The 25,474-nt window shown below is 55.0% G+C and carries 26 protein-coding genes; 8 read left to right on the top strand and 18 right to left on the bottom strand.

Annotation, left to right across the window (positions count from 1 at the left end):
• The first annotated feature begins 223 nt into the window (after positions 1–223).
• The 4 genes from ACUY4S_RS06200 (at position 224) to ACUY4S_RS06185 (ending at position 4,856) form a co-directional block, all read left to right on the top strand.
• A complete protein-coding gene (locus tag ACUY4S_RS06200) occupies positions 224–1,768 on the top strand; it encodes a PTS transporter subunit EIIC (protein ID WP_458022229.1) in 1,545 nt (514 codons plus the stop codon).
• 12 nt (positions 1,769–1,780) lie between these two features.
• Positions 1,781–3,148: a 6-phospho-alpha-glucosidase gene (locus ACUY4S_RS06195; RefSeq protein ID WP_312690681.1), complete on the top strand. Its 1,368-nt coding sequence runs from the start codon at positions 1,781–1,783 to the stop codon at positions 3,146–3,148.
• 91 nt (positions 3,149–3,239) lie between these two features.
• Positions 3,240–4,082, top strand: a complete 843-nt coding sequence (gene sseA, locus ACUY4S_RS06190) for a 3-mercaptopyruvate sulfurtransferase (protein WP_312690683.1) — start codon at positions 3,240–3,242, stop codon at positions 4,080–4,082.
• Positions 4,083–4,856, top strand: a complete 774-nt coding sequence (locus tag ACUY4S_RS06185; protein ID WP_312690685.1) for a MurR/RpiR family transcriptional regulator — start codon at positions 4,083–4,085, stop codon at positions 4,854–4,856.
• 36 nt (positions 4,857–4,892) lie between these two features.
• On the opposite strand, the gene ACUY4S_RS06180 is transcribed toward ACUY4S_RS06185, so the two are convergent.
• The 12 genes from ACUY4S_RS06180 to trmJ all read right to left on the bottom strand — a co-directional run bounded on the left by ACUY4S_RS06180 (position 4,893) and on the right by trmJ (position 15,748).
• A complete protein-coding gene (locus tag ACUY4S_RS06180; protein ID WP_458022230.1) occupies positions 4,893–6,881 on the bottom strand; it encodes a M48 family metallopeptidase in 1,989 nt (662 codons plus the stop codon).
• A gap of 128 nt (positions 6,882–7,009) precedes the next feature.
• The gene (gene sseB / locus ACUY4S_RS06175; protein WP_458022231.1) at positions 7,010–7,786 is read right to left on the bottom strand and encodes an enhanced serine sensitivity protein SseB; all 777 of its coding nucleotides are present in this window, start codon (positions 7,784–7,786) and stop codon (positions 7,010–7,012) included.
• Between the two features lie 43 nt (positions 7,787–7,829).
• Positions 7,830–9,113: an aminopeptidase PepB gene (pepB, locus tag ACUY4S_RS06170; RefSeq protein ID WP_312690691.1), complete on the bottom strand. Its 1,284-nt coding sequence runs from the start codon at positions 9,111–9,113 to the stop codon at positions 7,830–7,832.
• 111 nt (positions 9,114–9,224) lie between these two features.
• A complete protein-coding gene (gene iscX, locus ACUY4S_RS06165; protein WP_007370809.1) occupies positions 9,225–9,425 on the bottom strand; it encodes a Fe-S cluster assembly protein IscX in 201 nt (66 codons plus the stop codon).
• A gap of 1 nt (position 9,426) precedes the next feature.
• A complete protein-coding gene (gene fdx, locus ACUY4S_RS06160) occupies positions 9,427–9,762 on the bottom strand; it encodes an ISC system 2Fe-2S type ferredoxin (RefSeq protein WP_039055895.1) in 336 nt (111 codons plus the stop codon).
• Between the two features lies 1 nt (position 9,763).
• Positions 9,764–11,614 carry a Fe-S protein assembly chaperone HscA gene (hscA, locus tag ACUY4S_RS06155; RefSeq protein WP_312690695.1) on the bottom strand — a complete coding sequence of 617 codons (1,851 nt, stop codon included), beginning with the start codon at positions 11,612–11,614 and terminating at the stop codon, positions 9,764–9,766.
• 18 nt (positions 11,615–11,632) lie between these two features.
• Positions 11,633–12,148: a co-chaperone HscB gene (hscB, locus tag ACUY4S_RS06150; RefSeq protein ID WP_312690697.1), complete on the bottom strand. Its 516-nt coding sequence runs from the start codon at positions 12,146–12,148 to the stop codon at positions 11,633–11,635.
• A 73-nt stretch (positions 12,149–12,221) separates the two neighbouring features.
• Positions 12,222–12,545 (bottom strand): iron-sulfur cluster assembly protein IscA, encoded by a 324-nt coding sequence (gene iscA / locus ACUY4S_RS06145; protein ID WP_131406460.1) that lies wholly within the window; start codon positions 12,543–12,545, stop codon positions 12,222–12,224.
• A gap of 17 nt (positions 12,546–12,562) precedes the next feature.
• Positions 12,563–12,949, bottom strand: coding sequence for a Fe-S cluster assembly scaffold IscU (gene iscU, locus ACUY4S_RS06140; RefSeq protein WP_312690701.1), 387 nt, complete (start codon positions 12,947–12,949; stop codon positions 12,563–12,565).
• Between the two features lie 29 nt (positions 12,950–12,978).
• Complete coding sequence (gene iscS / locus ACUY4S_RS06135) at positions 12,979–14,193, bottom strand: cysteine desulfurase (protein WP_312690703.1); 1,215 nt, start codon at positions 14,191–14,193, stop codon at positions 12,979–12,981.
• Between the two features lie 117 nt (positions 14,194–14,310).
• On the bottom strand, positions 14,311–14,802 hold the full coding sequence (iscR, locus tag ACUY4S_RS06130; protein WP_312690704.1) for a Fe-S cluster assembly transcriptional regulator IscR: 492 nt from the start codon (positions 14,800–14,802) through the stop codon (positions 14,311–14,313).
• A gap of 217 nt (positions 14,803–15,019) precedes the next feature.
• Positions 15,020–15,748 carry a tRNA (cytosine(32)/uridine(32)-2'-O)-methyltransferase TrmJ gene (trmJ, locus tag ACUY4S_RS06125; RefSeq protein WP_312690706.1) on the bottom strand — a complete coding sequence of 243 codons (729 nt, stop codon included), beginning with the start codon at positions 15,746–15,748 and terminating at the stop codon, positions 15,020–15,022.
• Positions 15,749–15,865: 117 nt separating this feature from the next.
• Between trmJ and suhB the strand changes: the two genes are divergently transcribed.
• Entirely contained in the window at positions 15,866–16,669 is an 804-nt protein-coding gene (gene suhB, locus ACUY4S_RS06120; protein WP_263099779.1) for an inositol-1-monophosphatase, read from the top strand.
• 56 nt (positions 16,670–16,725) lie between these two features.
• On the opposite strand, the gene ACUY4S_RS06115 is transcribed toward suhB, so the two are convergent.
• Together ACUY4S_RS06115 and ACUY4S_RS06110 are read right to left on the bottom strand one after the other, a co-directional pair.
• Entirely contained in the window at positions 16,726–17,706 is a 981-nt protein-coding gene (locus tag ACUY4S_RS06115; RefSeq protein ID WP_458022232.1) for a nickel/cobalt transporter, read from the bottom strand.
• Positions 17,697–18,335, bottom strand: coding sequence for a DUF1007 family protein (locus ACUY4S_RS06110; protein ID WP_312690714.1), 639 nt, complete (start codon positions 18,333–18,335; stop codon positions 17,697–17,699). The genes ACUY4S_RS06115 and ACUY4S_RS06110 overlap by 10 nt, the downstream gene beginning before the upstream one ends.
• Positions 18,336–18,459: 124 nt before the next feature.
• Here ACUY4S_RS06110 and csiE point away from each other — a divergent pair, with 124 nt between their 5' ends.
• Positions 18,460–19,737: a stationary phase inducible protein CsiE gene (csiE, locus tag ACUY4S_RS06105; protein WP_458022233.1), complete on the top strand. Its 1,278-nt coding sequence runs from the start codon at positions 18,460–18,462 to the stop codon at positions 19,735–19,737.
• Here csiE and ACUY4S_RS06100 read toward each other — a convergent pair.
• Positions 19,734–20,885 (bottom strand): 3-phenylpropionate MFS transporter, encoded by a 1,152-nt coding sequence (locus ACUY4S_RS06100; RefSeq protein WP_458022234.1) that lies wholly within the window; start codon positions 20,883–20,885, stop codon positions 19,734–19,736. The two genes, csiE and ACUY4S_RS06100, sit on opposite strands and share 4 nt — an antisense overlap.
• Positions 20,886–20,967: 82 nt before the next feature.
• Positions 20,968–21,240, bottom strand: coding sequence for a Ni(II)/Co(II)-binding transcriptional repressor RcnR (gene rcnR, locus ACUY4S_RS06095; RefSeq protein ID WP_312690720.1), 273 nt, complete (start codon positions 21,238–21,240; stop codon positions 20,968–20,970).
• A 142-nt stretch (positions 21,241–21,382) separates the two neighbouring features.
• Here rcnR and ACUY4S_RS06090 point away from each other — a divergent pair, with 142 nt between their 5' ends.
• Positions 21,383–22,261 (top strand): nickel/cobalt efflux protein RcnA, encoded by an 879-nt coding sequence (locus ACUY4S_RS06090; RefSeq protein ID WP_458022235.1) that lies wholly within the window; start codon positions 21,383–21,385, stop codon positions 22,259–22,261.
• Between the two features lie 49 nt (positions 22,262–22,310).
• Here the strand turns inward: ACUY4S_RS06090 and glyA are convergent, their stop codons facing one another.
• Complete coding sequence (gene glyA / locus ACUY4S_RS06085; protein ID WP_043952673.1) at positions 22,311–23,564, bottom strand: serine hydroxymethyltransferase; 1,254 nt, start codon at positions 23,562–23,564, stop codon at positions 22,311–22,313.
• 315 nt (positions 23,565–23,879) lie between these two features.
• On the opposite strand from glyA, the gene hmpA reads away from it, so the two are divergent.
• On the top strand, positions 23,880–25,070 hold the full coding sequence (hmpA, locus tag ACUY4S_RS06080; RefSeq protein ID WP_458022236.1) for an NO-inducible flavohemoprotein: 1,191 nt from the start codon (positions 23,880–23,882) through the stop codon (positions 25,068–25,070).
• A gap of 37 nt (positions 25,071–25,107) precedes the next feature.
• Here the strand turns inward: hmpA and glnB are convergent, their stop codons facing one another.
• Positions 25,108–25,446 carry a nitrogen regulatory protein P-II gene (gene glnB, locus ACUY4S_RS06075; RefSeq protein WP_002438074.1) on the bottom strand — a complete coding sequence of 113 codons (339 nt, stop codon included), beginning with the start codon at positions 25,444–25,446 and terminating at the stop codon, positions 25,108–25,110.
• Between the last annotated feature and the right edge of the window lie 28 nt (positions 25,447–25,474).

Genomic DNA, 25,474 nt, shown 5'->3' with positions numbered 1-25,474 from the left:
GCAAGAATTACAAAATGTGTCCTGGGTTGTGGAAAGTGGCTTGCAAAATCTTTCCCCCCTGAAAACGCCTGGTGTTACGGCGATCACAGACTGTAACGTAACATGTTACGTTACGAGTCATTTGTTTTTAAAACAATAAGATAGATGGAAAAACAACGCCATCAGCTGCTAACGTTAACGGGTCTGTACACCTGTGTGTGCGGTTCTAATAAGAGAGAACATTATGTCCAGAGCCGTGAATGCCCTACAAAATTTTGGTAAGTCCCTCTTTGGTCCGGTGCTCATTTTACCGATTGTCGGCTTGTTTATTGCCTGCGGAAATATCCTCGGCAACGGCAATCTGGCCGAATATCTTCCTTTCCTTGGTCATCCGTTAATCCAGAATATCGGTCAACTGATTGCGAAATCCGCCGTTTCGGTACTGGCAAATCTTGCGCTGGTATTTGCCGTCGGCATCCCGGTCGGGCTTGCCTCACGTGACAAAGGCTATGCCGCGCTAATTGGCCTGGTTACGTTTATCGTCTTTATCAATGCCATGAATGTGATGCTGCAATTTCAGGGCGCACTGGCGCCTGCAGCAGAGATGAAGGCCGCCGGACAAAGCATGGTATTAGGCGTTCAGGTGCTGGAAATGGGCGTCTTTGCCGGCATCCTGACCGGCGCACTTTCCGGTTATCTGTACGATAAATACTCCCCGGTACAGTTTTCCGGGGCGCTGGCCATTTACTCTGGTCACTGCTTTGTCGCCATTATTATGCTCCCCGTGGCGATGGTGCTGGGCGTCGTGATGAGTGAGTTATGGCCTTTCGCCCAGCATGGCATCAGCGCGATGGCGCTGGCCATCAAAGGTGCAGGGCCTGTTGGCGTTGCTATTTATGGTTTCCTGGAGCGCATTCTGGTGCCCACCGGATTGCATCATCTGGTGTATACGCCGTTTCTCTATACCGAGCTGGGCGGCACCGCCGATGTGTGCGGCAGTACTTATCAGGGCGCGCGTAACATCTACTTTGCGGAAATGGCCTGCCCAACGGTTTCGCAGTTGAGCAGCACCGCCGTCTGGGATGCGCGCGGCATCAGTAAAATGTATGGCTTGCCCGCAGCCGCACTGGCGATGTACGTCACTGCCAGTCCGGAACGAAAAGCAGCGGCAAAAGCCATTCTGATCCCCGCGGCACTGACCTCATTTTTAGTGGGCGTTACCGAACCAATCGAGTTCGCGTTTCTGTTTGTCGCCCCGATGCTGTTTGTCGTTCACGCCGTACTGACCGGCATCGGCATGATGCTGTTCTCGTTGTTTGGCGTCCATGCCATTGGTGCCAACGGTATTATCGATTTCGTGCTCTACAACTTGCCATTGGGAACAGAAAAGTCCAACTGGCCGATGTATATCGTCGTCGGCTTAATCATGTTCGCCCTCTATTTCTTTATCTTCCGCTTCCTGATTTTGCGCTTCGACATGAAAACACCCGGCCGCGAAGAGGACGACCAGGAAACGCGGCTTTACAGCAAACAGGAGTATCAGGCGAAGGGCAATAACGCAGGTGTGGGCGAAGCCATTATCGAAGGTCTGGGCGGGCGCGCCAACATTGAAGTGGTAGACAACTGTTACACCCGCCTGCGCGTGACGGTGAAAGATGTTGCGGTCATTAACGAACCCCAGCTCAAAGCCACCGGCGCAAAAGGCGTGATCAAACAAGGTAATAACGTTCAGGTGGTCTACGGGCTGCATGTCAAAAAAATGCGAGAAGCCGTTGAGATGTTTCTCTGAAGGAGTCCAGTAATGTTTAAACCCCCGTTTATTTTATCCATCGCCGGTGGCGGCAGCACTTATACGCCGGGCATTGTGAAAAGCCTGATGCTCCGGCTGGCGGACTTCCCGCTGGCGGAGATCCGCCTGTATGACATTGATGAAGCCAGGCAGAGCACCATTGCGCCGGTGGTGGAAAAAGTGATTCGCGACCACAGCCAGAGCATTAAATTTACGGTCACCACCGACGCAGAAACCGCCTTCAGCGGTGCGCACTTTGTCTTTGCTCAAATGCGCGTTGGTCAGTACAAAATGCGCGAGCAGGATGAAAAAATCCCGCTGCGTCATGGTGTTGTCGGGCAGGAAACTTGCGGCCCTGGCGGGCTGGCATACGGGTTGCGCACCATTTTACCGATGGTGGAATTGATTGATCTGGTCGACCGCTATGCGGATAAAAAGGCCTGGATCGTCAATTATTCAAACCCGGCAGCAATTGTTGCTGAAGGGGTACGCCGCCTGCGCCCTCAAGCGCGGGTACTGAATATTTGTGACATGCCTGTGGCGGCAATGCGCAATATGGGGGCCATTCTTGGCGTGGATCGCCATCAACTGGAAGTCGATTATTTTGGGCTGAACCACTTCGGCTGGTTTACTCAGGTACGCGTTGACGGCGAAGATCGTCTGCCTGAATTGCGTGAGCATATCGCCCGTTTTGGCCTGCTCACCGAAGATGCCGCGCAGACCGACCCGCAACATGCCGATCCGTCATGGGTGAAAACCTGGCGTAATATCAAGCCCATTATGGATCACTTCCCGGAATACCTGCCGAACCCCTATTTACAGTATTACCTGATGCCAAATGAGATTGTGGCCCATCAGGATCCGGACTATACCCGTGCGAATGAAGTGATGAACGGGCGCGAGAAAAAACTGTTTGCCGCTGCCGAAGAGTATAAACGCACCGGGATCCTGCCGGACGCCTTCCACGTTGGCGTGCATGGTGCATTTATTGTCGATGTTGCCTGTTCGCTCGCATTCAACCTGGGTCAACGCCATCTGGTGATTGTTGAAAACAAAGGCGCTATTGCTAATCTGCCCTATGACGCGATGGTAGAAGTACCGGCTTATATTACCAGCGCCGGCCCGGAGCCAGTGCGCATGGGCGCCGTACCGCTGTTTTACCAGACATTGTTAATGCAGCAACTGGCGTCCGAACAACTGCTGGTCGAAGCCACCATTGAGGGGAACTACGAGAAAGCCGTGCAGGCGTTTACGCTCAATCGTACAGTGCCCACTATGCAGCATGCGAAAGCGATCCTGGATGAAATGATCGAGGCTAACCGCGACTACTGGCCGACGCTGCAAAAAGCCTGGGAAAACGGCAAGGCGTTGAAAAAATAACGAGGTTGCTCGCGGCATTCGCGAAGGCTGCTTGTCGGGTCATGAAAAAACGTTAACAATTCAGGTTACTGTTGATGACACGGAGGCAACTATGTCTACCTCGTTTTTTGTCGCGGCCGACTGGCTGATAGAGCACAGCGATGATCCTGAAATCCAACTGATTGACGCCAGAATGGCACCGGCGGGCCAGGAGCATCGCGACCTTAAAGCGGAATACCGCGCCGGGCACCTTCCCGGTGCGGTCTTTTTTGATATTGAAGCCCTCTCCGATCACGCCACATCTGTGCCGCATATGTTGATCCGCCCGGAAGCCTTCGCCGTAGCCATGCGCGAACTGGGCGTTAGCCAGGATAAGCATTTGGTAATCTACGATGAAGGTGATCTGTTCTCTGCCCCGCGCGCATGGTGGATGCTGCGTCATTACGGGGTGGAAAACGTCTCGATCCTCGCAGGCGGCCTTGCAGGCTGGCAGCGCGATGGCCTGCCGCTGCAACAAGGCGATGTCACACTGCCGGAATCTGACTTCAACGCCCGCTTTGATCCGTCAGTGGTGAAAAAACTGACCGATGTGCTGCTGGCGAGCCATGAAGGTACCGCGCAGATTGTCGATGCCCGCCCCGCCCCCCGGTTTAATGCCGAAGCTGATGAGCCGCGTCCGGGACTCAAACGTGGCCATATTCCTGGCGCGCTGAATGTGCCCTGGGGCGATTTGGTAACAGAAGGCGAGCTGAAGACTACCGACGAGTTGGTGGCCATTTTCCGTCGCCAGGGTGTAGATTTGCATAAGCCCATTATCGCCAGTTGTGGCTCCGGCGTGACCGCGGCAGTGGTGATTCTGGCGCTGACCACGTTGGGTGCGCCGAATGTGACCCTGTATGACGGCTCCTGGAGTGAATGGGGCGCCCGTGATGATTTACCGATCGAACCGGCCTAAATGGACAACCGACTTGCGCCACTGCTCACGCGCGGGGAGTCACTGACCCGCGCCGAGTACCGTGTGCTTGCCCATCTGACGGAGCATCCGCTTCTGGTCGGTAACATAACGATCCGCGAACTGGCGCAGGCCACATTTGTCTCTACCGCCACCATTATCCGCCTGTGCCAGAAGCTGGGCTTTAGCGGTTACAGCGAGTTTATCTGGTACGGAAAACAACTGCTGGCGGATACCCCCAGGATCGCTGAACAGCAGCCTGAAGGTACCGCCGAACTGCCTGCATTATTTGCCCAGTTTATGGCCAATTATCAGCAAACTTTTCGCTGGGTGACGGCAGAGAAACGCCGCCAGTTCGCCAGGCTGCTGCGCGAGCGCGAAAGTTTTTTTCTCTATGGCGCCGGCTTCTCGTATCTGTTTGCCGAGTACCTGACCAAAAAATTGCAGGTACTGGGTAAGACTGCGTTTATTTCCGGGCCTGGCGACAGTCGTAACATTTTCCTCAGTAACGCCGCTCGCTACCAGGTGTTTATCGCCGTTTCGCGCAGTGGTGAAACCGAACAGGTGCTGGATAAAGCGCGCATTGCCCGGACGGTCGGCATGACGGTGGTCGCCTTTACCCGTGCGTCGGCGAACACGCTGGCGGAAATGGCGGATATCCATTTTGCGTTGTTCGACGAGGCGGTGCATTTTGCCGCCGAAGCGGCAGGCATAACCTCATTCGAATCCAATCTCGTGCTGCTGATGGATCTGCTGTTGCTGGAAGCGACGCAGTAAATACGGCGGCTTCGCCGTATTCGCCCTGCATCGCTGTTATATCTCGTTGAGTCTTTTCCGCGCCCAGGCGGCAGTGATAGCGTCACGGATGCGGGTATGCAACTCGCCGAGGGTCATTTTTTCACCCTCCTCACCCTGAGTGAAACCGCCGGGGAAGGTGATGATCACTTTGCGCGTTGAGGCGTCAAAAATAAAATTTCGCAACAGCTTCCCGACAATACATTTTGGAGGCTGATAGGCCTGTTGCCAGTACAACTCAAGACAAGGCTGCCCACGATATTTGCCCGTATCTGTCGCTTCAATCTTTTCCAGCGGTAGCGGCGCGCTGAGTTGATAGCTTTCGATGGCCTGAGGATGCAATACCAGCAGTGGCTGCCGCACCCGGGTATACATTCCCCAACTGCTCAGTGCACAGATCAGCGCCATTATTACCAGACCGCCCACCACGATCCCAAACTGCAGGAAAGTCACCCCCCACACGCTATTGAGGATCAACAACCCACCAGCCGCGAGGCCGATTACCGCCGTTAAAGCGATATTGCCCCACAAGATGCTCTTTTTCAGCAACACCTCTACGGTGTCGCCAGCCCGGGCGACCAGCGCCTGTAACTGCTCAACGTAAGCATGATGATTGGCACGAAGAGCGTTCTGCACCTGGGCAGTGAGCGTCCGGCATAGCGCCGGTAAGTCGGCAAACAGGCGATGTAGCCTGGCATAATCCGCCTCGCTCACCTGCCGCGAAGCCCTCGCCATCAACGCGTTATCCAGCGGCACTTGCACCTGTTCCAGGCGTTCACGCGTGGTCGGATGCGTGTCTGTGGGGTGTGACAATCTGCACCCCAGCGCTACAGCAACGTCCAGCCGGCCTTGCTCGTGTAGCACTGCAAAAAGCGTATCCACCAGGTTTGTTGTAACCAATTGACGGTCAAAAAAGCGCTGCACGGGCTCTTTCAAGACCATTTCCAGCGTGGTGTAACGCAACAGCGAGGAGGCCAGCGCCTGCGGTGAACTGGCCCGCGCTCCTGCGCTATCCGCCGCCAGCTCACGCATACGGCTCCAGCGACTGACCGTTTCATCAAAGCGGCGGTAAAACCACAAACCGATATGTAACGAGGGATAAAGCGCGATGCGCTCAAGCCAGCCGCAGAATTTGAGGTTCTGATAAAAGTGACTCAGGCTGCGCTTCATGCCGGAATAGATCCCGGCAAAATGTAGCGTGTAGGCCGTATCCTGCCCCGCAAAATGCCCCAATTCATGCCCTATCACCGCGGCCGTTTCGTCTTTATCCAGAAAGGCGGCAAGCGTAAGGGGAAAATAGAGAGTGTTGCCCGTCAGGCGTAGGCCCGTCTCCAGCCGCAGCGGCAATGCGGTGACATAAAACCCCTGAAACAAACCCACCACGATATTATCCGGCACTTTTGCCTGTCCGCGCTGCGCCAGCTCCCGGACCCAATGCCACAGCCCTGGTGCCTCATCCTCAGTCACCGAACCGCCATATACTCTCCGCTCTTGCGATTGCATGCGCACGTAACATCTTTTCAGCAAAAAAAGCGTGCTCAACACCATAAAGATAAGCCAGCCGGTCACCACGATAAGCATGCCAAACAGCTTAATATTCAGCGTGGGGGTATCTTTAAGCGTCAGTAGCCACAGCAGTTCATACAACATAATTGTGACGAGAGCGAAACCAATAGCCGTCATCAACGTGGCCATCAGCAGCGGCAACATTTTCCGGCAGCGTGTAAATACCCGGACTAAGTGCTCTGTCGAGATACGGGCTTGTTGGGTGCTATAAAAACTTAAGGCTACCGTACCTGCGCTGGCGAGCACAGCAATCAAGGAGAGGATAACGGAGACGCCGGCAAGATAGAGCCGCGAAAACGGGGTCAGTACGCTGTGCTGCGCGGTGCCCCACTCAATGATCACCCAGGCATCGCTACTGCTGAGGCGTGAACACTGCCAGCAGGACCAGAGCAGTAACAACAGCGGAATACCAAAACAGTAGAGCAGGCTTTTTTTATCCATAAAAATTAACCGTGGCGCAATGAGCATAAACCGGGCACTTCCGGCCCATTCCGTGCGGCATGGGCCGGAAGTACATCAAATTCAGGCATTGAAAATTTTACAGGCGGTGCAAAAGCACCGCCCGGTCATCAGATGATGCGGTTGTTTTTAAAATCGCGCAGGAAGCTGCCCCAACGGCGCTCATAGAAGGGGGTAATATGCGCCAGCATAAAGTGGCTGATCCCTTTCTCGCCTTCTGCCACCTGGCAAATATCAATCGGTTCATCACCCGGCAGCGTATCGGTTGCTACACTGCCCGCCGCGTGAATAATCTCTTCAATATCGCCTTCGGCTTCAATACCGATCAACAGGTTGGCCTGCTCATCCGCTTTTTCTTTAATAGAGCAGAGAAAAGCCCGCTTCACTGTTTTGATGCTTTTGAACAGCGTGGTCAGCGAATCGACCATTTGCGCCGGAGGTTCTGCCACTTCGGAAAGCAGTAATGCACTGCCGCCTTCCAGAACTTCCTGTTGGCTGAGAGGACTGCCCTCTTCCCCGACCAGATGACTGATTTCGCGCGGAGTAAACTCTTTCCCGGTTGGCAGCTTAGCGTTGAGAAACAGGGTTTCTCCCAGCGTCATTTCAAACAGGGTGCGAGCAGGCATGACCACGAAGGCCTGTTCATCTTCAACGGCCTGTTGCAGGGCCTCCAGCGAGGTAAAAAACGGGATCACCGAGGTACCGTCATCTTTTTCCCAGTGCTGCAGATCCAGCGCGCTGTCGTCAACAATGGCCTCACCTTCCGCCGCGTTTCCCGGTACCCAAACGGTGGAGACCAACAGCGTGCGGAAAAACGCCGGACGATAAGCAGGCTCGGTAGCCGCTTGCGCCAGCAGGGTTTCTAATTCGTTTTTCGTGTCTGACATAGGAGTTCCAAACATTCCTCTCCCCGCGGGGAGAGGAAAAAGATTACCGGGTTAACAAATTTGCGAGTGTACGCACGCCCAACCCTGTCGCACCTGCTGCCCATTGTTCAACCGCCGCTTTACGGTAGGTTGCGGAGCAGTCGATATGCAACCAGCCCTGCTGGTAGTTTTCAACAAAGTGAGAGAGGAAACCGGCTGCGGTACTGGCTCCCGCCGGGAATGCCGCGCTGGCGGTATTGTTCAGTTCCGCGAAGTTTGACGGTAACTGGTGACGATGGAATTCAGCCAGAGGCAGACGCCAGAACGGTTCGTTTTCGTCTGCCGCGCTGCTGAGCAAGCGACCCGCCAGCGCGTCATCAAAGCTGAACAGCGCGTGGTAATCATTACCCAGCGCAGTTTTTGCCGCGCCGGTCAGTGTGGCGGCGTCGATAATCAGCTCCGGTTTCTGCGCGGAAGCGTCGATCAAACCATCCGCCAGCACCAGCCGCCCTTCGGCATCGGTATTCATGATTTCGACGGTTTTGCCGTTGCGGTAGTGAATAATATCGCCCAGTTTGAAGGCGTTGCCGCTAATCAGGTTGTCGGCGCAGCACAGCCACAGTTTGACGCGTTTATTCAGGCCGCGGTTAATGGCAAATGCCAGCGCACCCGTCACCAGCGCTGCACCGCCCATATCGGATTTCATCGAATCCATAAACGCGCTTTGCTTGATGCTGTAGCCACCGGAATCAAAGGTAATACCTTTACCAACCAGCGCAGCGTAAACCGGCGCGTCCGGGTTGCCTGTTGGGTTATAGTCCAGCGCCAGCAACACGGGCGGGCGCTCGGAGCCGCGCCCTACGGTGTGCAAACCAAGATAGTTCTGCTCACGCAGATCTTCACCTTTGGTGATGCGGTAAGAAACGTGGTCGCCACCGACACTGTGCAGCAAATCCACGGCGCGCTGCGCCAGTTGCTCCGGCCCCAGATCCTCTGCCGGAGCGTTGATGGTGTCGCGCACCCAGTCGATCACTTTCAGGCGGCTGTCCAGCTCTTGCTGTTCGCTCTCACTCAGCGACGCCCATTCAACTTTACGCGTACCTTTCGGCCCTTTGTAACCGGCCCAGAACGCCCAGCTGCGATCGGCATCCCAGCCTTCGCCGCTCAGCGCGACATGTTTAATACCCATGCCGTCGATTTTGCGCGCCGCGCGCTGAATAAGCCCGAGATCGTCTTTCCCGGTCAGGTGCAACGCAATGCCGTCTCCATTGATGCTGTACGCGGCTTTTTCACCCCAGCGCGCATCGGCAGGTTGTGTGGTTAACGTAATTTTCATGGCTTCTGTCATTGTATTTATCCTTATTAGCAGTAGCCGGACGGCAGTGTTAACGTATCCGGCCTACGTTTATAGCCTGACGTATTCGTGAAAACGGGCCACCCGAAGGCAGCCCGCTGATGATTACGATGCTTCGTCTAACCAGACTAGCAGAATCGCTTCGAGAATTTTTTCATTCGATGCATTCGGATCATCATCGAACTCTTCCAGTTCGCAAATCCACTGGTGCATATCGGTAAAACGCACGGTTTTCGGGTCCACATCCGGGCGGCTGTCATACAGCGCCTCGCCGATTTCACGGCTGTCTGTCCATTTCAGGCCCATATCAATGCTCCCGCGCATGGTTAATGGTGTAACGCGGGATCTCAACCACTAAATCCTCGTCGGTCACACGCGCCTGGCACCCTAAGCGGCTCTCCGGTTCCAGACCCCAGGCTTTATCCAGCATGTCGTCTTCGTCTTCCGTGCTTTCCGGCAGTGAGTCAAAACCTTCACGCACGACACAGTGGCAGGTGGTGCAGGCACAGGATTTCTCGCAGGCATGTTCAATCTCAATGCCGCCGCGCAGGGCAACATCAAGAATGGTTTCACCGCTCTTCGCTTCCAGAACTGCGCCATCCGGACAGAGGTCCTGATGAGGCAGAAAAACAATTTTAGGCATATTAAACCTCGTCGACGGAATGGCCTTTCAGCGCGGAACGCACGGATTGATCCATGCGGCGTGCGGCGAATTCCTGGGTTTGTTTATCTACATTTTTAATGGCTTGTTCTATCGCGTCGGTATCATTGCCTTCGGCGACCACGCGCAACTGCGCAACCGCCTCGTCGATAACCTCACGCTCTGCGGCGCTTAACAGCGCGGCGTCCGCGGCGAGCGCACCGGCAAGACTTTCCAGTACGCGCGCGGCTTCCACTTTCTGTTCCGCCAGCATACGTGCTTTCACGTCCTGCTCGGCAAAACTCATGGAGTCTTTGATCATGTCGGCAATTTCGCCATCGGTAAGACCGTAAGAGGGTTTCACCTGAATGGAGGCTTCCACGCCGGTGGATTTTTCCATCGCCGTCACGCTCAGCAAACCGTCTGCATCGACCTGGAAGGTCACGCGAATATGCGCCCCGCCCGCGGGCAGCGCCGGGATGCCGCGCAGCGCAAACCGTGCCAGTGAGCGGCAATCCTGCACCAGTTCCCGTTCACCCTGCATCACATGGATAGACATGGCAGTTTGACCATCTTTAAAGGTGGTGAACTCCTGCGCGCGCGCCACCGGAATAGTGGTATTACGCGGGATCACTTTCTCCACCAGGCCGCCCATCGTTTCCAGACCGAGTGAAAGCGGGATCACATCCAACAGCAGCATTTCGCTGTCCGGCTTGTTGCCTACCAGAATGTCCGCCTGAATGGCGGCGCCAATGGCCACGACTTTGTCCGGATCGATAGAGGTCAGCGGCGTGCGGCCAAAGAACTCGCCGACGCGTTCACGCACCAGCGGCACGCGAGTCGAACCGCCAACCATCACCACTTCCAGCACCTCGTTCGCCTCAACGCCTGCATCTTTCAGCGCGCGACGACAAGAGAGCAGCGTGCGTTTTACCAGGGTTGAAATCAGATCTTCAAACTGCGCGCGCGTGACGTCTCCCTGCCAGCCCGCTACCTGAATACTGACGCTGTCGGCGTCACTGAGGGCAATTTTAGCGGCAATGGCCGCATCCAGCAGTTCACGCTGCTGGCGCACATCGCTGCGATCGCTCAGCCCCGCCAGCTCACGGATATAGTCCGCCAGCAGATGGTCAAAATCATCACCACCCAGCGCGGAGTCACCGCCCGTGGCCAGCACTTCAAAGACGCCGCGGCTCAAACGCAGAATAGAAATATCAAAGGTGCCGCCGCCGAGATCGTAAACGGCGATCACCCCTTCTTTGCCCGAATCCAGGCCATAAGCAATTGCCGCAGCGGTCGGCTCGTTAAGCAGGCGCAGAACATGCAATCCCGCCAGACGAGCGGCATCTTTCGTGCCCTGACGCTGCGCATCATCGAAATAAGCCGGAACGGTGATCACCACGCCGTCAAGCTCGCCCGACAGCGTTTCTTGCGCGCGGGCTGCAAGCGCTTTGAGAATATCTGAAGAGACACGGATTGGGTTAACCACACCCGCGGCGGTGACGATCATCGGCAAGCCATTTTCACTGGCCTGGAACTGCCACGGCAGGTGCGGATAACGCGCCTGAATATCGGCAAGGCTGCGGCCCATCAGGCGTTTGACGGAACTGATCGTATTAACCGGATCCAGCGCGGCGTTACGGCGCGCCTCATAGCCCACCGACTGGCTTTCCGCCTGGTAGTGCACCACTGAAGGGAGTAAATGGCGACCTTCGCTATCGGCCAGCGTCTCCGCCTGGCCGCTGCGCACGGTAGCAACCAGCGAATTGGTGGTGCCAAGGTCGATGCCCGCCGCCAGGCGACGCTGGTGCGGTGCGGCGCTCAGGCCGGGCTCACTGATTTGTAATAAGGCCATTTTGTGCTTCCAAAAAAATTAAAAACCGAGCAGTTTTTCTTCGAGTTGTTCTGTTGCGCTGCGCAGTTTATCGAGAAAACGCAGTTTACGCACGGTATCCGCCGCCACGTCCCACGTTTGGGTATCCAACTGTTCGACCATCAACTCGTGACGCGCGTCGTACATTTCTTTTACGCGCTTCTGGAATGCCTCCAGACGTGCCGCATCTTCGGCGCGCTCAATTTCATCCAGCTCTTCACGCAGTTCCAGCTGTTCCATCAAAAAGGCGGTATCGCGTACCGTATGCTGTTCCGACGCCAGGTCAAACCCGTGCAGCGATAGCAGGTATTCGGCGCGAGCCAGCGGATTGCGCAGCGTTTGCCACGCCTGGTTGATGGTAGCGGATTGCTGCACAGCAGCCAGTTGCTCAGCCTGCGAACGGCTGGCAAAGCGGTCGGGATGATACTGTCGCTGCAAGTCCTGAAAACGGCTTGTCAGCGCCTGGGTGTCGAGCGGATATTGGGCCGGCAACCCAAAAAGGGTGAAGTAATCCATAACAATTCCGGGTGTGCAATCGAAACAGACCCCACGCGCAGGCAGCTGCGGTGGGGTCAGTAGAGGGTGGCGATTAAACGTTGAAGCTTTCGCCGCAACCGCACTCATCTTTTACGTTCGGGTTGGTAAATTTAAACCCTTCGTTCAGGCCTTCTTTAACAAAGTCCAGTTGAGTACCGTCGAGGAACTGCAGGCTTTTGCCGTCAACCACGACCTTCACGCCTTTGTCTTCAAACACCGTATCTTCTTCATTCGGTGCATCAACAAACTCCAGCACATAGGCCATACCAGAACAACCAGAGGTTCTGACCCCCAGGCGCAGACCAAACCCTTTACCACGGTTGGTCAGGAAGGTATTGACTCGCGCGGCAGCACTGTCGCTCAGGCTAATGGACATGACAACAACCTCCTGCCTTATTTCGCTTCTTGTTTGCTTTTGTAATCCGCAATCGCGGCTTTAATCGCATCTTCCGCCAGGATAGAGCAGTGAATTTTCACCGGCGGCAGTTCCAGCTCTTCAGCAATATCGGTATTTTTGATTGCCTGCGCTTCATCCAGAGATTTGCCTTTCACCCATTCGGTTACCAGCGAACTGGAGGCGATAGCAGAACCGCAACCGTAGGTTTTAAAGCGCGCGTCTTCGATAATGCCTTTCTCGTTCACTTTGATCTGCAGCTTCATCACGTCGCCGCACGCCGGTGCGCCAACCATGCCGCTACCTACGCTGTCGTCGCCGTTATCGAAAGAGCCAACGTTGCGTGGATTTTCGTAATGATCGATTACTTTTTCGCTATAAGCCATTTTAAATTCTCCTGTTTCCGCAACCGTAATTAATGATGAGCCCATTCGATGGTGGTCAGGTCCACGCCCTGTTTGAACATTTCCCACAGCGGAGAGAGTTCGCGCAGACGGCCAATGGATTTACGCACCAGTTCGATGGTGTAGTCGATCTCTTCTTCTGTGGTGAAACGCCCCAGCGAGAAACGGATCGAGCTATGTGCCAGCTCGTCATTCATACCCAGTGCGCGCAGCACATAGGACGGTTCAAGGCTTGCAGAGGTACAGGCAGAACCGGAAGAAACAGCCAGATCTTTCAGCGCCATGATCAGCGACTCGCCTTCAACGTAGTTAAAGCTGACGTTGAGAATGTTTGGCGCGCCGTGCTCGAGGTCACCGTTCAGGTAAACTTCTTCGATATCGTTGATGCCATGCCACAGACGGCTACGCAGACCGCGCAGGCGTTCCATCTCGGTGGTCATCTCTTCTTTGGCGATACGATAGGCTTCGCCCATGCCAACGATCTGGTGAACCGGCAGGGTACCGGAACGCATGCCGCGCTCGTGTCCACCACCGTGGATCTGCGCTTCGATACGCACACGCGGTTTACGCTGTACGTACAGTGCGCCAATGCCTTTCGGACCATAGATTTTATGACCGGAGAAGGACATCAGATCGACTTTCAGCTGGCTCAGATCGATAGGCAGTTTACCCACGCTCTGGGTAGCATCAACATGGTAGATAATGCCGCGGGCACGGCACATTTCGCCGATTGCCGCGATATCCTGCACCACGCCGATTTCGTTATTCACGTGCATGATGGAAACGAGGATGGTGTCTTCACGCATCGCCGCTTCCAGCGCGTTGAGGTCAATAATGCCGTTGCTTTGTGGCGCGAGGTAAGTCACTTCAAAACCTTCACGCTCCAGCTGGCGACAAGTGTCCAGCACAGCTTTATGTTCAGTTTTGCTGGTGATGATGTGCTTGCCTTTTTTCTGATAAAAGTTGGCAGCACCTTTAATCGCCAGGTTGTCGGATTCGGTTGCACCGGAGGTGAAGACAATTTCACGCGGGTCAGCGCCAACCAGCTCAGCAATCTGATTACGCGCGATATCTACCGCTTCTTCAGCTTGCCAGCCAAAACGGTGTGAACGGGAAGCAGGGTTACCAAAGGTCCCGTCCAGGGTAAGAAACTGCATCATTTTCTCGGCAACACGCGGGTCCACCGGCGTGGTTGCGGAGTAGTCGAGATAGATCGGTAATTTCATTGCTCTTTTAAACTCCGTACATCGCTCTAATGCAAGGAATCAGGCAACCGGCTGGATGTACGACCGTGTTAACAGGGCACAACCGTGCCCTGGCCCGATTCTGAATTCTGTTTTTTATTATGCGCGCAGTTTAACGTCGATAGCGTCTTGTACGCGGGTCGTGCGATGGGATTCGTGAGTATGCTGGCGATCGGACACGTCAAGGATTTCCTGGTTATTGACCAGTTCACCCAGCGTAATGTTATTTAAAAAGTCGGTCAGACGGTCGCTCAGATCACGCCACAGCGCATGGGTCAGGCACTTATCGCCACCCTGGCAGCCGCTTTTACCCTGACAACGGGTAGCGTCTACCGATTCGTCAACAGCACTGATCACTTCACCTACGGCGATAGTGCTTGCGTCTTTACCCAGCAGATAACCGCCGCCCGGGCCGCGCACGCTGGCCACCAGACCATTTTTACGCAGACGGGAGAACAACTGCTCCAGGTAGGAGAGAGAAATTCCCTGACGCTCGGAAATATCGGCCAATGGCACCGGGCCCGATTCGGAGTTGAGTGCAACGTCCAGCATTGCAGTCACGGCATAACGCCCTTTAGATGTCAGTCTCATGTCTTACTAGCCTCGAACTCGCCCCTGCCCGGGGATTATTATTAAAATGTTAAGGTTGCATAGCAGACGCAAGTCTGACATTCCCGACTAAATTGGTCAACTATTTAGTTGACTGTTTTAGTCAGGTATTTGCCTTTTCGTGCTTTGTCATTTTATGCCCGCGGGCGCTGACTTACCCAGCCTGGCAGGCCAGGTAACGCCCCGCCGCGCGTCAGCACTACGGCTTTTGATTCTGCTCAATTGACGCCAGAATGCCGCGCAGGATATTCAGTTCCTGGCTTTCCGGACGGGCGCGGGTAAACAGCCGGCGCAACTTGTTCATCACCTGGCCGGGGTGGCTTTCACGGATGAAACCGGTGGCCAGCAGCGTTTGCTCGAGATGCCCATAAAAACGCTCCAGATCGTCCACCAGCGGGTAAGGCGTCTCTTCTGGTTGTGACGGCGTAGCGCTTTCCTGCGCGGCAAGCCAGGCCATCCGCACTTCATAAGCGATCACCTGCACGGCCATAGCCAGGTTAAGCGAGCTGTATTCCGGGTTTGCTGCAATCGCGACATGATAGTGGCACTTCTGCAATTCATCATTGGTCAGGCCAACGCGTTCGCGGCCAAACACCAGCGCAACCGGCGCGTGCGTGGCTTCCGCCACACTTTTCAGGCCGCATTCGCGCGGATCGAGCATCGGCCACGGCAGCGTACGTGAACGCGCGCTGGTGCCAACCACAAGGCTACAACCGGCCAGCGCTTCGTCCAGTGTATCAACGATTTGGGCATTGCCAATGACGTCACTGGCACCGGCAGCCAGCGCGATAGCCTGTGAATCCGGTTTGACCAGAGGATTGACCAGCCACAGGTTGGTTAATCCCATTGTTTTCATAGCGCGGGCGACAGAGCCCATGTTGCCAGTGTGAGAGGTTTCCACCAGCACGATTCGAATATTTTGCAGCATAGATTTTCTACGGCTAAAGATAATTGGCGCATATTAGCATAAAGCGAAGACATATTCCGAATTCGCTGCTATCATACGCGCCGTTTTCCGTTCTTTAACATCCAGTGAGAGAGACCGATGCATCCGATGCTGAACATCGCCGTGCGTGCTGCGCGCAAGGCGGGTAATTTAATTGCCAAAAACTACGAAACCCCTGACACCGTAGAAACCAGCCAGAAAGGCAGCAATGATTTCGTGACTAACGTTGATAAAGCTGCAGAAGCAGTGATTATTGACACCATCCGCAAATCTTACCCGCAACACACCATCATCACCGAAGAGAGTGGTGAGCACGAAGGCGCTGACCAGGATGTACAATGGGTTATCGATCCCCTGGATGGCACCACCAACTTTATCAAACGTCTGCCGCACTTCGCGGTCTCTATCGCTGTGCGCATTAAAGGCCGTACTGAAGTGGCTGTGGTTTACGATCCTATGCGTAACGAGCTGTTCACCGCGACCCGTGGCCAGGGCGCGCAGCTGAATGGCTACCGCCTGCGCGGCAGCACCGCTCGCGATCTGGATGGCACCATCCTGGCGACCGGTTTCCCGTTCAAAGCCAAACAACACGCCACCACATATATGAACATTGTCGGTAAACTGTTTACCGAATGCGCTGACTTCCGCCGCACCGGTTCTGCCGCGCTGGATCTCGCCTATGTGGCTGCTGGCCGTGTTGATGGTTTCTTTGAAATTGCTCTCAAACCGTGGGACTTTGCGGCTGGCGAACTGCTGGTTCGTGAAGCAGGCGGTCTGGTGTGTGATTTCACCGGCGGTCACAACTACATGATGACGGGCAACATTGTTGCCGGTAACCCACGCGTTGTGAAATCCATGCTGGCGAATATGCGCGACGAACTGAGCGACGCGCTGAAACGCTAAGATATGGCAGGCCCGATGGCATGTCGCTTATCGGGCTTGTTCACCTACTGGCAGCGTTAAAAGGGTCGTAATCCGCCGCCCGGTGGTAATGCACTGACCCACATCACCATCGCTGCGCTAATCAGCGCCACGCCCCCCGCCAACGCCAGCGTCGTCCAGCCTACCTGCCGCCACAGCACAGGTGCCCGATCACCGCTCAGTTTTACCGCCAGTTGACGGAAACCATGAACCAGCAGCGCCAGCGAACTGATGGTCAGCGAGGTGCCCGCCGCCATCGCCAGCGCAGACAACACACCCCAGCTAAACACCCCGATCACCTTACTGAACAACAGCACCATTATCGCCCCGGAACAGGGTCGCATTCCCATTGACAGGACAATCACACACCGCGCACGCCAGTCTTCGCTGTTGTGCAATTGCGAAGTGTCAGGCAAATGGTGATGCCCGCAGCTACAGCCGTCATGGTGTACATGCTGAGGGGTAAAAGCGCGAAATGTCGGTTTCCTTAGCAGCATGCGCAGTTTTTTAAGCGCACGGAAACACAGTAACAGCCCCAGCGTGCCTACCAGCAGATAACTGCCCTTTTCCAGCCAGTAACCACTGAGATGCAGTTGCCGCGCCGGCAACGCCAGAACACTCAGCACCACGACCACCAGCGCAATCGCCACTACGCCTTGCAATAAAGATGAAGCCAGCGTGAGCGCAATGCCGGCTCGCAGTTTTGAGGGGTGGGTGGCAAGCCAGGTCGTGATCACCACTTTGCCGTGCCCTGGACCTAAAGCGTGCAGCACGCCATATAAAAAGCTGAACAGCAGCAGTGTTCCTCCCGCTTTGCCGGGGTTTTCCGCAACACGCTGAAGTAGCGTGCTCATTTGCATATTCATGTCACGCTGCCAGACCACGCTTTTCATCATCACGTGTGGCCACGCGTGCCACAGCCAGAAGTCACCGCTGAGGGCACAGAGCGCAAACAGCGCCAGCGGCCACCATGGCACCCAACGCCGTTTACCTGCCCGATTTAGCGAGATCACTGACATAACAGCGTCACCGTCTGGGCGAATTGTTTACCGAGTTCCATATCTTCCTCTGGTGCATCTTCTTTATCCAGCGACTGGGCGTAGTTCAGAACCTCTTCCCCCGGTTTTGGCGTGTGAACACTTACCGCACACGGCGTTTGCAGCCCATTGGGCAGGGTCACATCACCGTCATGGTCATAGCTCATATCAACATAGTAAGTCGGGTCAAACGTCGCAAACGTGAATTTCTGGCCGCGCACAGGCTGCGGCTCTGCCAGCGGCAAAATAAAGGTCAGCACCGCCTTGTGCCCTTGTCGCGCCAGACCATATTCCGTGGGGCGATTCAGAAACTTCACTTTTTGTCCGTTATGCCAGACTTCAGTGAAGTAGTGTTGCCCTAACACGTTAGCCATCACTTCTGCCGCCAGTTTTTTCCAAATCTCTTCACCTGGTTGCGCATTGCCCGCATCATAAAGCAGGTCTGCGGAGGTGATCTCGTCCATCGTCCAGTGCATTTTCAAGCCGGTAAAGTTTCCGTTATCGACTAACACCTGCGTTTTCATGCGAATAAAACTGTGCGGATGCGCGGCCACAGTAAAAGATAAAAGCGCGAGAAAGAGACCCCAGGCGCATTGTTTAACTGCTTGCATGTATTCCCCACGTGAAAAATTCTGTGATGTTCCCCGGCATTCCTGAAGGAAAGCGCTGCGGCTGCGCTGTCACTGAGCATAGCTTTAACTACGCTTATCTAAAACCCTAACTGGAATCTGACAGATGACAATTGTAATGGCCCCGCCATCTGCGCTCTCCAGTCCGCAGCGACGCTGCCAGGTACTGCTGATGCTCGCGCTCCCCGGGCAAAATGTCACAATGGAACATATCATCACCATTAACGGTGTGGATGACGCTGTGGCACGCCAGGATCTTGTCGAGATGGAGAATGAGATCCGCCGTTACCACCGGCTTTCGATTGTGCCGCACCACAATGGCAGCTACCGGATTGAAGGCGCAACGCTCGATCAACGCTTATGCCTGCTGCACTGGCTCCGGCGGGCACTGCGGCTGTGCCCGCAATTTATCACGCAACACTTCACCCCGGCGCTAAAAACCGCGCTTAAGCAACAAGGCATTACCCGGACGTTGTATGACGATACCAACCTGCGCGCCCTGATTAACCTGTGCGCCCGCCGCCTGCAACGCTCTTTTGAATGCCGGGATATGCAATTTTTGCGTCTCTATTTACAGTATTGCCTGTTGCAAAACCACCACGGCCACACACCGGAATTCAACCCGGAACAGCAGAGCTGGGCGCAGTTACGCGCCGAGTATGCTGTCGCGCAGGACATTGTGCGCCACTGGCAACGGCGGGTCATTGCCCATCCTCAGGCCAATGAGCACCTGTTTTTGTCTCTGCTGTTTATGCTGGTGCGTATCCCCGATCCATTGCGTGACACGCATCATCAGGATCGGCGCTTACAAAAGGCGATTCGCCGGATGATAGCGCGCTTTCGGGCGCTGGCGGGCTTACGCTTTAGCGATGAGCAGGGGCTGACGGCCCAGCTCTATATCCACCTGGCCCAGGCGCTGGACCGCAGCCTGTTTGGCATTGGCATTGATAACAGCCTGCCTGAGGAGATCCACCAACTCTACCCGCGCCTGATGCGCACCACCCGCGATGCGCTGGAGGAGCTGGAAGAGGAGTATAATTTACGGTTCAGCGATGAAGAGGCCGGGCTGGTGGCGGTGATTTTTGGTGCATGGCTAATGCAGGAAAGTGATCTGCATGAAAAACAGGTGATGCTTATCACTGGCGACGACAGCGCGCGGGAACGGCAGATTGAACAGCAGCTGCGCGAGTTAACGCTGCTGCCGCTCAACATTAAATACCTGTCGCTGGCGGAGTTTCGCCAGCAGGGCGCGCCGCGCGACGTAACATTAATCATCACGCCTTATACCACGCCGCTACCGCTCTTTTCGCCACCGCTGATCCACACCGATGGCCCGTTAAGCGCGCAACAGCAGCAGCATATTCGCGACATGCTGGAGTGTTAACTCTCCACTGGCTGCTGTGCGGTAACTTTCGGACGCAGGAAGACCGCCGGGATCGCCAGCAGCGCCATGATCCCAAATAGCCCCTGGTGCAGATGTTCGAACAGGAAACCGGCAAACATGGTCATTAACGCGATGCTCCCCCCCATTGCCACCGCAGAGTAGACTGCCTGCAAACGGATCACTTCGCTGCCTTTGCGCGCCGAGATATAACGCATGCCCGCGAGATGGCAGACAGTAAAGGTGCCGCAGTGCAGAATTTGCGCAACAATCAACCATGGCAGGTCGGTCGTCCAGCCCATCAGGCTCCAGCGCACCAGCCCCGACGCGGCAGAAAGCAGCAGCAGATCCCGTGCGCTGAAGCGGCGGAAGAGACGGTTGCTCAGGGTAAAGATAACCACCTCCGCCACCACGCCTAACGACCAGAGATAACCTACTGTAGAGGCTGAATAACCGGCGGATTGCCAGTAAATGGCGCTAAAACCGTAATAGGCAGCATGTGCGCCCTGTAACAACGATACGCAGGCAAGGAAACGCCAGTTCTGCATGATCAGCGAACGCCACGCGGCCCAGCCAGCACCTTCCTGTTGGCGAGTTTCGCCCTGCGGCAAAATAGAGGGACGCAGCAGCATGCCCAGCAGCATGGAAGCCGCTCCAAGGGTCAGCATCGCAAGGATCGCCCGGTAATCATATAAACTGACCAGTTTACCGGTCAGTGCCGAACCGATCACAAACGCAATCGATCCCCATACCCGCACCCGGCCATAATCCATGGTGAACTGTTTTTGCCACGTGCCCGCCAGCGCATCGGTCAGCGGAACCAACGGCGAGAAGAAAAGGTTAAAACCGACAATCACCACTGTCAGCCAGGCAATGTGACTTCCGGCGTAGAACGCCAGCGCAAATAACAGACTCGCCAGCGCCAGCAAACGTAACGCGGTGATAAGACGGGAAGGATCGCTGACACGCGGGGCAATCAACAAGCTGCCGAGAAAACGCGCCACCAGGCCTGCGCCCAGCAACATACCGATGATTTCCGGGGTTAATCCCACGCCTTTAAGCCAGACGCTCCAGAAAGGTAAGAAAATGCCGTAACTGAAAAAGTAGGTGAAATAAGCGAGCGCCAGCCAGCGCGTGGACTGCAGAACCATGATTTCCTCCTGAATGGTGGCGATAGTCTGGCGGCAAATGAGCAGGCTGGCAAGTAACAATCAGATAACAAGGAACGACACGCTAGCGGATATAAGAATCCAGCACGCTTAAGACCACATCCAGGTCTGATTCGCGTTTGATCTCATCGCTTTGATGAACAATATGCTCCGTCAAATGACCTTTGATCACTTCACGCATTAGGCCATTGACGGCACCGCGGATAGCAGCAATTTGTTGTAAAACTTGTGCGCATTCATGGGGTTCATCGAGCATTTTTTTCAGTGCGGCTACCTGCCCTTCGATTTTGCTCGCCCGCGCTTTCAGTTTTCGTTTATCCCGAATGGTGTGCGACATACAGCCCTCAACTCAACAGTGCGAAACGGGCGACAGCATACCATGCATCAACTGGGGGGGAGTTTATTTCTACTGGGGGGTAGTATTTTTTACTGGGGGGGAGTAAATTCCAGACCACAAAATGTTACCAAGAATTATTCTCATGAATGACTTCACCCTCCTTCTTCAGCAAGGGAATGCCTGGTTTTTTATTCCCAGTGCAATACTGCTTGGCGCGCTGCATGGCCTGGAACCTGGGCATTCGAAAACGATGATGGCGGCATTTATCATCGCCATAAAAGGCACTATCAAACAGGCCATCATGCTGGGACTGGCAGCAACCGTTTCTCATACCGCTGTGGTGTGGCTTATCGCCCTGGGCGGGATGTTTATTAGCCAGAAATTTACTGCGCAATCGGTGGAGCCCTGGCTGCAAATGGTTTCTGCGTTAGTCATTCTGAGCACGGCTGGCTGGATGTTCTGGCGCACCTGGCAAGGAGAAAGCGCCTGGCGTAACGGGCATCACCACCATGATCATGACCACGATGCTCATCATCATGAGCATGCATCTTCCCACAACAGATTGATATTTCAGCCTCAACCCCTGGCGGTACGCGCGCAGCCGACGATCCGCACCCTACGCCTGCAAACTAAGGAAGAGGAGTATCAGGATGCGCACGAACGGGCGCACGCCCGGGATATTGAACGGCGCTTTCGCGGCGGTACGGTAACGAATGGTCAGATCCTGCTGTTCGGCCTGACTGGCGGGCTGATCCCCTGCCCGGCAGCAATCACTATCCTGTTGATCTGTATCCAGCTTAAAGCCCTGACGCTGGGCGCCACGCTGGTGATCTGTTTCAGCATTGGCCTGGCATTAACGTTGGTCGCCGTCGGCGTGGGTGCTGCCGTTAGCGTCCGGCAGGCAGCAAAGCGCTGGTCCGGTTTTAATACGCTGGCCCGTAAAGCCCCCTACTTTTCCAGTGCGCTGATTGCTCTGGTGGGGATCTATATGGGTATTCACGGCTACGTCGGGCTGCTATGAGGCATAAAAAAAGCCCCATAAAGGGGCTTTTTCTTTATATTACAAGATATTATGCGTAAACCGGGAAGCGGGCGCAGATATCCAGCACTTTCTGTTTGGTGCGTTCAATCACCGCTTCGTCGTTAATGCTGTCCAGCACGTCACACATCCAGCCAGCCAGTTCTTTCACTTCAGCTTCTTTAAAACCACGACGGGTCACAGCCGGGCTACCGATACGGATACCGGAAGTGACGAACGGGCTTTTCGGATCGTTCGGGACACTGTTTTTATTAACAGTAATGTTAGCGCGGCCCAGCGCGGCATCCGCTTCTTTACCGGTCAGGTTCTTGTCCACCAGATCCAGCAGGAACAGGTGGTTATCGGTACCGCCGGAAACCACTTTATAGCCACGGCTCAGGAACACTTCCACCATCGCTTTGGCGTTTTTCGCAACCTGCTGCTGGTAGGTTTTGAACTCAGGTTCCATCGCTTCTTTCAGCGCCACCGCTTTACCCGCGATAACGTGCATCAGAGGGCCGCCCTGGCCGCCAGGGAACACGGCTGAATTCAGTTTCTTATACAGCTCTTCGCTACCGCCTTTCGCCAGAATCAAGCCCCCGCGCGGGCCTGCCAGCGTTTTGTGCGTTGTGGTGGTCACAACGTGAGCATGCGGAACCGGGTTCGGGTAAACGCCCGCCGCCACCAGACCGGCAACATGCGCCATATCTACGAACAGATACGCGCCGATGCTGTCAGCGATTTCACGCATTTTTGCCCAGTCAACCACACCAGAGTACGCCGAGAAGCCACCGATAATCATTTTCGGTTTATGCTTCTGCGCCTGCTCGTTCAGATCGTTGTAATCGATATGACCCGTTTCATCGATACCGTAAGGAACGATGTTGTACAGCTTGCCGGAGAAGTTCACCGGGGAGCCGTGAGTCAGGTGGCCGCCGTGCGCCAGGTTCATGCCAAGCACGGTATCGCCCGGCTCCAGAAGAGAAGTGTAAACAGCGAAGTTGGCCTGTGAGCCGGAGTGCGGCTGAACGTTGGCGTAATCCGCGCCGAACAGCTCTTTCGCACGGTCGATAGCCAGTTGTTCAACGATGTCGACATATTCACAGCCGCCATAATAGCGTTTGCCCGGATAGCCTTCGGCATATTTGTTCGTCAGCTGAGAACCCTGAGCCTGCATTACACGCGGGCTGGTGTAGTTTTCGGAGGCGATCAGTTCAATGTGTTCTTCCTGACGTACTTTTTCCTGCTCCATAGCCTGCCACAGTTCGGCATCATAATCGGCAATGTTCATTTCACGCTTTAACATCCGCATCTCCTGACTCAGCTAACAAAACAACTCTAAACGAGGGCCCAATTTGGGGAACGGCTCACAGTATAACTGATTAATATTCTGATAACAGGTCTTGACAAAGCTTTTTACGCAAACGATTGGCTTCAAGCCTGGCAAGGGTTTGAGCGAAAACACACATCCCCGGGAAAGCGGATTTCTTTTCAGGTTTGTGATGCAACGTATTCACTTTCTAAATCCCTTTACATTGTCGGCTCTTTACAAGGCGATGGGGCGCGCTATAAGATGCATTTAAAATACAACTTTAAATGATCATCGTTATAGGAAGTCACCATGCTCGACGCTCAAACCATCGCTACGGTTAAATCCACCCTCCCCCTGCTGGCGGCCACCGGCCCCAAACTTACCGCCCATTTTTACGACCGGATGTTCAGCCACAACCCGGAACTGAAAGAGATTTTCAACATGAGCAACCAGCGCAATGGCGATCAGCGTGAAGCGCTGTTTAACGCTATTGCCGCCTACGCCAGCAATATCGACAACCTCGCGGCCTTGCTGCCAGCGGTGGAAAAGATCGCGCAGAAGCACACCAGTTTCCAAATCCAGCCTGAACAGTACAACATTGTCGGCACGCACCTGTTGGCAACGCTGGATGAGATGTTCAGCCCCGGCCAGGAGGTACTGGATGCCTGGGGTAAAGCGTATGGCGTGCTGGCGGGCGTCTTTATCAACCGTGAAGCGCAGATCTACAGCGAACATGCGGAAAAAGAAGGCGGCTGGAAAGGTACCCGCGCATTCCGCCTGCTGGCGAAAGTCCCGCAAAGCGCGGCGATCACCAGTTTTGAATTTGCTCCGTTGGACGACAAACCTGTTGCGGCCTATCAGCCGGGGCAGTATCTCGGTGTCTGGCTGAAACCAGCAGGTTTTGCTCACCAGGAGATCCGCCAGTACTCGCTGACTCGCCAGCTAAACGGCAAGAGTTACCGCATTGCCGTGAAGCGCGAAGAAGGTGGTCAGGTATCCAACTGGTTACACAACGAAGCGAAGCCTGGCGATATTATTCACCTGGCGGCGCCAGCCGGGGATTTCTTTATGGCGGTCAGCCGCGAAACGCCAGTAACGTTGATTTCAGCAGGAGTGGGGCAAACCCCGATGCTGGCCATGCTCGACCACCTGGCTCATTCAGACCATGTTGCGCAGGTTAATTGGTTCCACGCAGCCGACAACGGCCAGTTGCATGCATTCGCTGATGAAGTCAGCAAACAGGGGTCATCGCTGGCGCGCTTCTATCAGCATGTCTGGTACCGTCAGCCGGATGAGGCAGATCGCAGCGCCGGGCGCTTCAATAGCGAAGGATTGATGGATTTAACGCCGCTGGAAGCTAAGTTTAGCGACCCGGAAATGCAATTTTATCTCTGCGGACCGGTAGGTTTTATGCAGTTCGCCGCCCAACAACTGGTGGCGCTGGGTGTTGCGAAAGCGAATATCCACTACGAATGTTTCGGGCCGCATAAGGTGTTGTAAGAGGGGAACCCTCACCCTGCGGGGTGAGGGTGAAACATCAGATTGCCGCGTCGTCTTCTTCGCCAGTACGGATACGGACTACACGCGCCACGTCAAAGACGAAAATTTTGCCGTCGCCAATTTTACCGGTCTGAGCCGTGCGGATAATGGTATCAACGCAGGTATCGACGATATCGTCAGTCACCACGATTTCAATTTTCACTTTTGGCAGAAAGTCCACCATGTATTCCGCACCGCGGTAGAGTTCTGTGTGGCCTTTCTGGCGACCAAAACCCTTCACCTCAGTCACTGTCATGCCGGTGATGCCGACTTCAGCCAGGGCTTCACGCACATCATCCAGTTTGAAAGGTTTAATAATCGCATCAATCTTTTTCATGGTCGGTCCTTAAACGCTCTTGTCAGTC

It is taken from the genome of Kosakonia beeri (assembly GCF_054165705.1).
This window is presented reverse-complemented; position numbering and strand designations above follow the sequence as displayed.

What these genes read in the sequence shown, in the direction of transcription:
- ACUY4S_RS06200 (WP_458022229.1), top strand. Translation starts at nt 224, where the DNA reads ATGTCCAGAGCCGTGAATGCCCTACAAAATTTTGGTAAGTCCCTCTTT.
- ACUY4S_RS06195 (WP_312690681.1), top strand. Translation starts at nt 1,781, where the DNA reads ATGTTTAAACCCCCGTTTATTTTATCCATCGCCGGTGGCGGCAGCACT.
- sseA (WP_312690683.1), top strand. Translation starts at nt 3,240, where the DNA reads ATGTCTACCTCGTTTTTTGTCGCGGCCGACTGGCTGATAGAGCACAGC.
- ACUY4S_RS06185 (WP_312690685.1), top strand. Translation starts at nt 4,083, where the DNA reads ATGGACAACCGACTTGCGCCACTGCTCACGCGCGGGGAGTCACTGACC.
- ACUY4S_RS06180 (WP_458022230.1), bottom strand. Translation starts at nt 6,881, where the DNA reads ATGGATAAAAAAAGCCTGCTCTACTGTTTTGGTATTCCGCTGTTGTTA.
- sseB (WP_458022231.1), bottom strand. Translation starts at nt 7,786, where the DNA reads ATGTCAGACACGAAAAACGAATTAGAAACCCTGCTGGCGCAAGCGGCT.
- pepB (WP_312690691.1), bottom strand. Translation starts at nt 9,113, where the DNA reads ATGACAGAAGCCATGAAAATTACGTTAACCACACAACCTGCCGATGCG.
- iscX (WP_007370809.1), bottom strand. Translation starts at nt 9,425, where the DNA reads ATGGGCCTGAAATGGACAGACAGCCGTGAAATCGGCGAGGCGCTGTAT.
- fdx (WP_039055895.1), bottom strand. Translation starts at nt 9,762, where the DNA reads ATGCCTAAAATTGTTTTTCTGCCTCATCAGGACCTCTGTCCGGATGGC.
- hscA (WP_312690695.1), bottom strand. Translation starts at nt 11,614, where the DNA reads ATGGCCTTATTACAAATCAGTGAGCCCGGCCTGAGCGCCGCACCGCAC.
- hscB (WP_312690697.1), bottom strand. Translation starts at nt 12,148, where the DNA reads ATGGATTACTTCACCCTTTTTGGGTTGCCGGCCCAATATCCGCTCGAC.
- iscA (WP_131406460.1), bottom strand. Translation starts at nt 12,545, where the DNA reads ATGTCCATTAGCCTGAGCGACAGTGCTGCCGCGCGAGTCAATACCTTC.
- iscU (WP_312690701.1), bottom strand. Translation starts at nt 12,949, where the DNA reads ATGGCTTATAGCGAAAAAGTAATCGATCATTACGAAAATCCACGCAAC.
- iscS (WP_312690703.1), bottom strand. Translation starts at nt 14,193, where the DNA reads ATGAAATTACCGATCTATCTCGACTACTCCGCAACCACGCCGGTGGAC.
- iscR (WP_312690704.1), bottom strand. Translation starts at nt 14,802, where the DNA reads ATGAGACTGACATCTAAAGGGCGTTATGCCGTGACTGCAATGCTGGAC.
- trmJ (WP_312690706.1), bottom strand. Translation starts at nt 15,748, where the DNA reads ATGCTGCAAAATATTCGAATCGTGCTGGTGGAAACCTCTCACACTGGC.
- suhB (WP_263099779.1), top strand. Translation starts at nt 15,866, where the DNA reads ATGCATCCGATGCTGAACATCGCCGTGCGTGCTGCGCGCAAGGCGGGT.
- ACUY4S_RS06115 (WP_458022232.1), bottom strand. Translation starts at nt 17,706, where the DNA reads ATGTCAGTGATCTCGCTAAATCGGGCAGGTAAACGGCGTTGGGTGCCA.
- ACUY4S_RS06110 (WP_312690714.1), bottom strand. Translation starts at nt 18,335, where the DNA reads ATGCAAGCAGTTAAACAATGCGCCTGGGGTCTCTTTCTCGCGCTTTTA.
- csiE (WP_458022233.1), top strand. Translation starts at nt 18,460, where the DNA reads ATGACAATTGTAATGGCCCCGCCATCTGCGCTCTCCAGTCCGCAGCGA.
- ACUY4S_RS06100 (WP_458022234.1), bottom strand. Translation starts at nt 20,885, where the DNA reads ATGGTTCTGCAGTCCACGCGCTGGCTGGCGCTCGCTTATTTCACCTAC.
- rcnR (WP_312690720.1), bottom strand. Translation starts at nt 21,240, where the DNA reads ATGTCGCACACCATTCGGGATAAACGAAAACTGAAAGCGCGGGCGAGC.
- ACUY4S_RS06090 (WP_458022235.1), top strand. Translation starts at nt 21,383, where the DNA reads ATGAATGACTTCACCCTCCTTCTTCAGCAAGGGAATGCCTGGTTTTTT.
- glyA (WP_043952673.1), bottom strand. Translation starts at nt 23,564, where the DNA reads ATGTTAAAGCGTGAAATGAACATTGCCGATTATGATGCCGAACTGTGG.
- hmpA (WP_458022236.1), top strand. Translation starts at nt 23,880, where the DNA reads ATGCTCGACGCTCAAACCATCGCTACGGTTAAATCCACCCTCCCCCTG.
- glnB (WP_002438074.1), bottom strand. Translation starts at nt 25,446, where the DNA reads ATGAAAAAGATTGATGCGATTATTAAACCTTTCAAACTGGATGATGTG.